We start from the raw sequence: 6,104 nt of genomic DNA, 5'->3' as shown, positions 1-6,104 counted from the left end.
CCCCCTTGCGGGGAGGGGTCGGGGGTGGGGGTCCCCAGGGACTGCGCCCGCGTCCCTTCACACAGGCTCTGTGCCCGCGTCGCCCTCACCCCCACCCTCTCCCGCAAGCGGGAGAGGGAGCGCGCTGCGGTTCGGGGTGTCTGCAGGCGTTAGCTGACTACGCCTTCGTCTTCTTCGTATTGGACTTGGCGACTCTGGCCTTTGCCGCCTTGTTCGCAACCTTTGTTGCTTTCAGTTTCGCGGCGGCCGTCGATTTCGTGGGCTTCGTCTTCGCGCCGCCCTTGCCGGCAGCCGATTTGCTCGCCGCGGTCTTGGCCTTGGTGGCCGGCTTGGCGGGTTTGGCCGCGGCCTTTGCGCTCGTCTTAGCGCCGGCTGTCTTGGCAGTGGTCTTGGCGCCCGCCGTCCCCGTCGTCCCAATCACCCCGGCCTTGGCCGCGACCTTCTTGGCCGGGCCCGCCGCGAGGCGTTGCACCGCTTTCTTGGCGGCGGCCTTGGTGATCGCGGCGGCGCTGTCGATGACGATGTCGATCAGGCTGTCGACCAGCGGCGCCTTGGGCTTGTCGGCCGGCTTGGTCGTGGCGCGCGCGGCGCTCGGCGGCGCGTCGCGCCGGGGTTCGTCGTCCACTGGTGATCCTCCGCAGTGTTGCGGGGCCGGGCGGGATGCTCTGTTGGAACGATGCCGCGTGCTGGCCCTTGGACTCGTTGAACACGAGGTATCAGCAGATGTCCGACGTCATCACTTTGTTCCAGGTCGCCGCGCCGGTGTTGTCCCTTTTGGGGCTCGGCGTTTGCCTGGTGATGGCGATCGCGCTGCTGATCCGCCGGTTCGGCGGTCTGATCACACGGCGGCCGCGGGTGGTGACGATGGCGCGCCACCGGCAATTGCTGCGTCAGGCGGATGGGCGTCGTTCGGGCAGGCTGTAGCACCGCGTCAGCGCGTCAGGAATTTCCACGCCACCACGATCGCCACCAGGCCGGCGAAAATCAGCAGCGCCGGCACCGGTTTGCGGCCGCTCGGCGCACCCGGCCGGGCGCCGCGATCGGCAGGACGCGCCGGCGCGGGCTTCGGCTTCGGCGGCTTCTGAAAACGCACCACATTGTCGACCGCCGGCTCGTCGCGAGCCGGACGCGGCTCGGGCTCCGGCGCATCGCCGGTGCCGCCCATGTCGCTGTAATAGGCCTGAGAAGTCTCGCGCACCGCGATCGCCTTTGACTCGATCTCGCTCATCCGGTCGAGCCGCGCGCGATAGTCGTCCAGCACCTTGCGGGCGTTGTCCGGCAGCGTGTCGAAGCTGCCGAGCTTCGCCATCATCAGCCAGGTGGCGAAGTCCGCCTCGGCCCGGGTGCGGGCCTTGCGCGCAATCGTGGTGCTGGGCTTGGCGGCCATGGTGCTCCGTTCGAGTCGTCCTCCCTCGATCGCTCGTGTTGATGGCGATCGTGCGACGCTTGCTCTCAATAGCCGAAAACGTTGACGGGTGTCATGGGTTCGCGCCGTCGCCAGCAAATCGCCGCTGTGCACTGGCGAAGCGGCGGTATGATCGCTACATTGCGCCAGCGAGGCTGCGTTTCGCGTCAGGAGCCATATATCCCCGGGGCCTTATCGATCCTTCAGGGAACTGTCCCTGGCCGGGTCCGTGGACCCGGTCACATGGTGCCCACCTACTTTCGTAGGGAACTCCGGGATCGAGCGCTTCAACGGTCATCGTGGCTTCGCACTTCTCCTTCCGCCCTGCCGATCCCCTCAGCTTTTCCCCGCCGCGGCGTCCGCCTATAAGCGGGAATGTCCGAGCTGACCGACGCCCCCAGCAAGAATGACCTCCGCGCTGCGGCTTTGGCGCGCCGCCTGGCGCTGTCCGAAGCCGAGCGGGCAGCGGCTGCGACGGCGATCGCGGCGCGCGGCCTGCCGTTCGCGCTTCCGCCGAATGCCGTCGTCTCCGGCTATGCGCCGATCCGCGGCGAACTCGACCCAAAGCCGTTGATGCGGGCGCTGGCGGCCTGTGGCGCGCGGCTGGCGCTGCCGGCGGTGGAGCAACCAGGCCTGCCGCTGCGCTTCCGCGCCTGGCAGCCCGGCGACACGCTGCAGCGCAGCTCGCTCGGCATCGACGAGCCGCGCCGCGACGCCCCCGAACTGATCCCCGATATCCTGCTGGTGCCGCTCGCCGCGTTCGACGCGCTCGGCCATCGCATCGGCTACGGCGCCGGCTATTATGACCGGACGCTCGACGCGCTGCGGGCGACGCGCCCGGTCGTCACCATGGGCCTCGCCTTCGCGGTGCAGCAAATCGCGGCGGTGCCGGCCGCGGCCCACGACGTGGCGCTGGATTATGTGCTAACCGAGCGGGAGACGCTCATTTTCCGGAGTCGATAGGTTTGCGCATTCTGTTCATCGGCGATGTGGTCGGCAAGGCCGGCCGCGTTGCGATCGCCGAACATCTCCCCGGCCTGATCCGCGACTGGCAGCTCGACTGCACGATCATCAACGGCGAGAACGCCGCCGGCGGCTTCGGCATCACCGAGGCGATCTACAATGATTTCATCGACGCCGGCGCCGATGCGGTGACGCTCGGCAACCACGCCTGGAATCAGAAGGAGGCGCTGGTGTTCATCGAGCGCGCGCCGCGCCTGATCCGGCCGGCGAATTTCCCGCGCCACACGCCAGGCCGCGGCGCCGCGCTGGTCGAGACCCGCAAGGGCGCGCGCGTATTGGTGATCAATGCGATGGGCCGCGTCTTCATGGAGCCGCTGAACGATCCGTTCGCCGCGGTGGCGCGCGAACTCGACGCCTGTCCGCTGCGCGAAGCCGCCGACGCCATCGTGCTGGATTTTCACGGCGAGGCGTCGAGCGAGAAGCAGGGCATGGGTTACTTCTGCGACGGCAAGGTCAGCCTCGTCGTCGGCACGCACACCCATGTGCCGACCGCCGATCACCAGATCCTGGCCGGCGGCACCGCCTACATGACCGACGCCGGCATGACCGGCGATTACGACTCGGTGATCGGCATGCAGAAGGACGAACCGCTGCACCGCTTCGTCACCGGCATCCCGCAAGGCCGGTTCGAGCCGGCCAATGGCGAGGCCACGCTGAGCGGCGTGGCGGTGGAAACCGACGACAGCACCGGCTTGGCGCTGAAGATCGCCCCCGTCCGCATCGGCGGCCGCCTCAACCAGGCGCGGCCGGAGTTCTGGGTGACGAACTAACCCCACGTCATTCCGGGGCGCGCCTCTTGGCGCGAGCCCGGAATCCATACCCCCTGGACTCTCGTTTGATCATCGCCCGCCATGCCGATCAGCAGGCGCTGCGGCGTATGGATTCCGGGCTCGCCGCTCCGCGGCGCCCCGGAATGACAGAAGAGAGCTCAGTATCGCTCCGGCACGTACATCTCCGGCGGAATTGGCGTGCGGATGTAGTCGGGGTGGTGAATGCGCGGCGGCAGCACGACGCGTTCGCTCGGCACTTCCTCATACGGCACCTGGTCCAAGAGATGCGCGATGCAGTTCAGCCGCGCCTTCTTCTTGTCGACGGCGTGGACGACATGCCAAGGCGCCTCGGCGATGTGGGTGCGCTCCAGCATCTCTTCCTTGGCCTTGGTGTAGTTCTCCCAGCGCGCGCGGGACTGCACGTCCATCGGGCTGAGCTTCCATTGCTTGAGCGGATCGTTGATCCGCATCATGAAGCGCAGTTGCTGCTCGTCGTCGGTGATCGAGAACCAGTATTTGATCAGCACGATGCCTGAGCGCACCAGCATGCGTTCGAATTCCGGCACCGAGCGGAAGAACTCCTCGACCTCGGCCTCCGTGCAGAACCCCATCACCCGCTCGACGCCGGCGCGGTTGTACCAGGAGCGGTCGAACAGCACGATCTCGCCGGCGGCCGGCAGATGCGACACGTAGCGTTGGAAGTACCATTGGCTGCGTTCGCGCACGCTCGGCGCCGGCAGCGCGGCCACACGGCAGATCCGCGGATTGAGCCGCTGGGTGATGCGCTTGATCACGCCGCCTTTGCCGGCGGAGTCGCGGCCCTCGAAGATCACTACCACCTTGAGGCCCTGATGCTGCACCCAGCTCTGCAGCTTCACCAGCTCGCCCTGCAGCCGGAACAGTTCCTTGAAGTAGATCCGGCGATCGACGGTGTCGGCCGGAGAGTGTCCGGCGAATTCGTTGGTCAGTGCATCGATGCGATCGTCGTCGATCTCGAGTTCCAGTTCCTCGTCGAAACTGTCGAGCATCTCGGCCGCGATCCGCTCGCGGACCGACAGGCCCCCGACGCGTTCGGCAGGCGTCTTACCCGGTTCGGCAGGTGCAGGGGCGGTCGGCGGCGCAGACTTGCGGGGCATCGAGGTCTCCAAGGTGAGGAGCGGGAAAATGCCGCTACGTGTTTGTCACGCGTATGACGGGGCGACAGGTGCGATGATTTAGCGCGCGCCTGGTGATCTTCGGGCAACCGCGGCGCTCAAGGTTGGGCAACAAGCGCAGTGCCTGGGGACCCCCACCCCCCGACCCCTCCCCGCAAGGGGGAGGGGAGCAGAGCATAGCGCGCTCCCTCTCCCGCTTGCGGGAGAGGGCTGGGGTGAGGGCGACGCGGGCAGTGAGTCAGCGACTCGCGGAGGGGAGAGCCCTCACCCGCCGCGCTTCGCGCGTCGACCTCCCCCGCAAGCGGGGGAGGTTGCGCCGTGTGCGGGGCAGAGGGTAATCAGCTCGCTCGTGCAGCGCCGAATTGCAGCACCGCATCCACCATCCGATCGACATCCGCGCGCGTCGTGCGGTGATTGACGATCGCGGCGCGGATCGCGAGTTTGTTGTCGATGGTCGTGGAAGACGGCGCGGCGATGCCCGACTCGTGGATGTCGGCGACGATCTCGGCGTTGAGCGCGTCGGCATCAACCCCATTCGGCGCCCGATAGCGGAAGCAGACGATGTTCAGCGTGACCGGCGCCAGCATTTCGAGCTGCGGCTCGCGCTGCACGCGGGCTTCGAGATGGCGCGCGATCGCGCAGGTCTCGGCGATCATCGCGCCCATCCGCTCGGCGCCGTAGGTCTTCAGCGTGAACCAGGTCTTCAGCGCGCGGAAGCCGCGCGACAGATCGGGGCCGAAATCGCATGGCCACGGCGAGCCACCGGCGAGGCCGCGCGTCTCGCGGCGTAGATAAGCGGCCGGCGCCGCGAAGGTCGCGCGGTGCTGCTCGCCGTCACGCACCATCAGGAAGCCGGCGTCGTAGTTGACCTGGCCCCATTTATGAAAGTCGAGCGCGATCGAGTCGGCCTCGCTTAGTCCCGCAAGCTTCGGCGCGATCTGCGGCGACAGCATGCCGAGCGACCCATAGGCGCCGTCGATGTGAAACCACAGGCCTTCGTCGCGGCAAAGCTGCGCCAACGTAGCAAGGTCGTCGATCGCGCCGGTGTCGACGGTGCCGGCCGAGCCGGTGACCAGGAACGGCTTGAACCCCGCCGCGCGGTCTTCGGCGATACGCCGGCGCAAGGCCGCGATGTCGATGCGGTGCGATGCGTCGAACGGGATGCGCCGCAGCGCGCCGCGGCCGAGCCCGGCGAGATCGGCGGCCTGGACGACGCAGCCATGCGCCGCCGCCGACGCATAGGCGGTGAGCGGTTCGCCGGCGAGACCGCCTTCGCGCACCTGCGGGCCGAGCGCGGCACTGCGTGCTACCAGCAGCGCCATGAAATTGGCCATCGACGAGCCGGTGACGAATACGCCGCTGGCGGTGTCCGGAAAGCCGAACAGCTCGCGCATCCAGCGCACGATCTGGCGCTCGACCTCGATGCCGATGTGATTGCGCCCGCCGCAATTGGCGTTGAGCCCCGCCGCCAGCATTTCGGCCAGCATGCCGACGGGAGTGCCGCCGCCATGCACCCAGCCCATGAAGCCGGGATGCACGTTGCCGGTGGCGTAGGGCGCGATGGAATCGGTGAAGTCGGAGTACACGTCGGCGAGCGGCATCGCGGCGCGCGGCAGCGTCTCGCGGAAGCGGGCCCGGACGTCGTCGGGGATCGGCTGCCACACCGGGCGCGCGCGCACCAGCGCGAACGAGTCGCTCATGTGGGCGCGCCAGCGAAGCGCCCCCCAGCGCCGCGCGGGGCCCGCGGCGGGG

7 protein-coding genes and 1 other RNA gene are annotated in these 6,104 nt (G+C 68.3%); 4 read left to right on the top strand and 4 right to left on the bottom strand.

Annotated features, from left to right (window positions below; all coding sequences use genetic code 11):
* Nucleotides 1–157: 157 nt before the first annotated feature.
* A complete protein-coding gene (locus ACOJTD_RS15580; RefSeq protein WP_420133803.1) occupies nt 158–625 on the bottom strand; it encodes a recombinase RecQ in 468 nt (155 codons plus the stop codon).
* Between the two features lie 98 nt (nt 626–723).
* Between ACOJTD_RS15580 and ACOJTD_RS15575 the strand changes: the two genes are divergently transcribed.
* Entirely contained in the window at nt 724–924 is a 201-nt protein-coding gene (locus ACOJTD_RS15575) for a hypothetical protein (protein WP_420133802.1), read from the top strand.
* 7 nt (nt 925–931) lie between these two features.
* Here ACOJTD_RS15575 and ACOJTD_RS15570 read toward each other — a convergent pair whose 3' ends face one another.
* On the bottom strand, nt 932–1,387 hold the full coding sequence (locus tag ACOJTD_RS15570) for a hypothetical protein (protein WP_420133801.1): 456 nt from the start codon (nt 1,385–1,387) through the stop codon (nt 932–934).
* 167 nt (nt 1,388–1,554) lie between these two features.
* Between ACOJTD_RS15570 and ssrS the strand changes: the two genes are divergently transcribed.
* From ssrS to ACOJTD_RS15555, 3 genes are all read left to right on the top strand, one after another.
* Nucleotides 1,555–1,715: non-coding RNA, 6S RNA (gene ssrS, locus ACOJTD_RS15565), on the top strand.
* Between the two features lie 65 nt (nt 1,716–1,780).
* Nucleotides 1,781–2,368 (top strand): 5-formyltetrahydrofolate cyclo-ligase, encoded by a 588-nt coding sequence (locus ACOJTD_RS15560; protein ID WP_420133800.1) that lies wholly within the window; start codon nt 1,781–1,783, stop codon nt 2,366–2,368.
* A gap of 2 nt (nt 2,369–2,370) precedes the next feature.
* Complete coding sequence (locus tag ACOJTD_RS15555) at nt 2,371–3,198, top strand: TIGR00282 family metallophosphoesterase (protein ID WP_420133799.1); 828 nt, start codon at nt 2,371–2,373, stop codon at nt 3,196–3,198.
* A gap of 158 nt (nt 3,199–3,356) precedes the next feature.
* Here ACOJTD_RS15555 and ppk2 read toward each other — a convergent pair whose 3' ends face one another.
* Both ppk2 and ACOJTD_RS15545 read right to left on the bottom strand, forming a co-directional pair.
* Complete coding sequence (gene ppk2, locus ACOJTD_RS15550) at nt 3,357–4,226, bottom strand: polyphosphate kinase 2 (protein ID WP_420133804.1); 870 nt, start codon at nt 4,224–4,226, stop codon at nt 3,357–3,359.
* Nucleotides 4,227–4,690: 464 nt separating this feature from the next.
* A partial coding sequence (locus ACOJTD_RS15545) for a pyridoxal phosphate-dependent decarboxylase family protein (RefSeq protein WP_420133798.1) occupies nt 4,691–6,104 on the bottom strand: 1,414 nt, incomplete at its 5' end.

Origin of the sequence: Rhodopseudomonas sp. (assembly GCF_048594845.1) — a bacterium.
GTDB lineage: Bacteria > Pseudomonadota > Alphaproteobacteria > Rhizobiales > Xanthobacteraceae > Rhodopseudomonas.
The sequence above is the reverse complement of the archived record's forward strand: the minus strand, read 5'-3'. Positions and strand labels throughout refer to the sequence as shown.